The organism is Yersinia thracica (assembly GCF_902170565.1).
GTDB lineage: Bacteria > Pseudomonadota > Gammaproteobacteria > Enterobacterales > Enterobacteriaceae > Yersinia > Yersinia thracica.
Map to the genome: position 1 here is coordinate 1 of NZ_CABHXX010000113.1, position 1,619 is coordinate 1,619.

Here is a 1,619-nt window from a genome sequence, read left to right on the forward strand (position 1 = left end):
ATCTGGTTGGTCAGCTGTTCTTCCGTCGGCGTCAGGTTACCTTTTTGGGCCAACGCCTCTTTCGCCGCCTGAATAGCGACCGGGTCTTTCAGCGCTTTTTCTTCCGCTATTTTGCCCTGCGTGCGCACGATATCACTGACCTGACCACCTATCTCACCAATCAGCTGTGCTTCCTTCAGCCGGTTTTGCTCTTTCTCTTTATCAAATATCGGGCCGATGCTGCCGTTGGCATGGTCGGTATCGCGGCTCAGGTCATCGACATTTTTACTTCTTATCAGTAAGGACGGTTATACTTTCATAAAAATCCAATATATCAATAAAGTACTGCCATGAGTCATTACTAGTGAACATAGATATTTCATGTTTACAGCCTAACTTTCCAATATAAATCTCAGGAAAATCAGTTCCTCGTGCCGCAAATCGAAGGCAATGGCTTGCTCGATAGTCAAACATTGCATCAGCTATAATATCATTTTCTATTTCTTCACTTTCATAGAAGTGCCAAATTTTATAAGCCAAGGAGCCACTATCTGTGGTATTTATCGGTAATTCTGATGTTTTAATTTCGTATTCATTATCAAATAGCCATTCAATAAATCTGGGTAGATTGATATTTCCACAGAAAATAGATGTTGAGTTAGTCTCATTTTTTATTGACATATCAACTAATTGATATTCATCCTGCAATGAACCTTTAAGTAAACTGAATCTTAATCTATTCATTATTTCCCCTTGATCAATTTATTATATTCAGCCTTACTAATATCGCCACGAGCAAGAAACTCACGTAATACTTTGGGTGGTGCTTCTGTTCCCGGTATTGGATATCCATGCCAACCACCAGCATTATCTGGTTGAAACTCATATACTTTACCATCACTAATACCATATTGTTGTTTGCCACCTTGGATTGAGTTATTTAGAACCTCTTGTGCTTTTGAGTCACTTAAGTCCATTGGTGTTCCCCAGCCCCCGGTTGCATGTTTTGGGCTAGGTACATACGTACTATTATCTGATAGATAAGCCAAATCATCTTTATTCTGCTCTGGGATCGGTGTTACTGTCGTATTTCCACCCGTATCCGGCTTGCCATCCGTATTACCAGTATCAGTAATCGCCTGACCTGTAAATTGGTCATTACCTGTATGACTTGGTGAATTATCCGCTATTTGATCTCCGCCCGTGTTGGTTGAGCCTGACTCAGCTATCTGATCACCACCAGTATTAGAAGGGCCATTTTCTCCTTGACCCATCATTGCCTGGATAGCCAATATCGCAACTTGCGCGGCCATTGGGCAATCCCCACCAGAGAGGCATTTTGTCACAACATCTTTGCCAAACTCTTTCACCGCTGTATCCAGCTTTTGCGCTATCGCAGCATTAGCTTCGCTTTGTGGCGTTTGCCCTGCTACTGGTGGAGGCGGCACCAGCATTTGCAGCAGGAAGTTATTCTCAACCGCATTTTTCCCAGTCTGCGCACCGGCAACCGTATCAGCGGTGCTGTCGCCGGTCAAGCCACCGGCTAATCCTGCGGCCAGTGTCGCCAGCGCACTGACGGTCTGCTTCTGATCTTCGCTGAGATTGTCTTTGTCCCAGCCCATTGCCGCGATAATCCTCGG

At 44.3% G+C, this 1,619-nt stretch carries 2 protein-coding genes and 1 pseudogene; all 3 read right to left on the reverse strand.

All coding sequences use genetic code 11. The features are described from left to right. A pseudogene (locus tag FTA91_RS20630) lies at nucleotides 1-272 on the reverse strand (VENN motif pre-toxin domain-containing protein); the annotation flags it as partial. Continuing rightward, nucleotides 265-723, reverse strand: coding sequence for a hypothetical protein (locus FTA91_RS16395; RefSeq protein ID WP_145583624.1), 459 nt, complete (start codon nucleotides 721-723; stop codon nucleotides 265-267). The gene FTA91_RS16395 and the pseudogene FTA91_RS20630, both read right to left, overlap by 8 nt. After that, a partial coding sequence (locus FTA91_RS20505; protein WP_328592898.1) for a VENN motif pre-toxin domain-containing protein occupies nucleotides 723-1,619 on the reverse strand: 897 nt, incomplete at its 5' end. The genes FTA91_RS20505 and FTA91_RS16395, both read right to left, overlap by 1 nt.

Excerpts from the sequence above, each read along its gene's own strand:
- FTA91_RS16395 (WP_145583624.1), bottom strand. The coding sequence starts at position 723 with ATGAATAGATTAAGATTCAGTTTACTTAAAGGTTCATTGCAGGATGAA.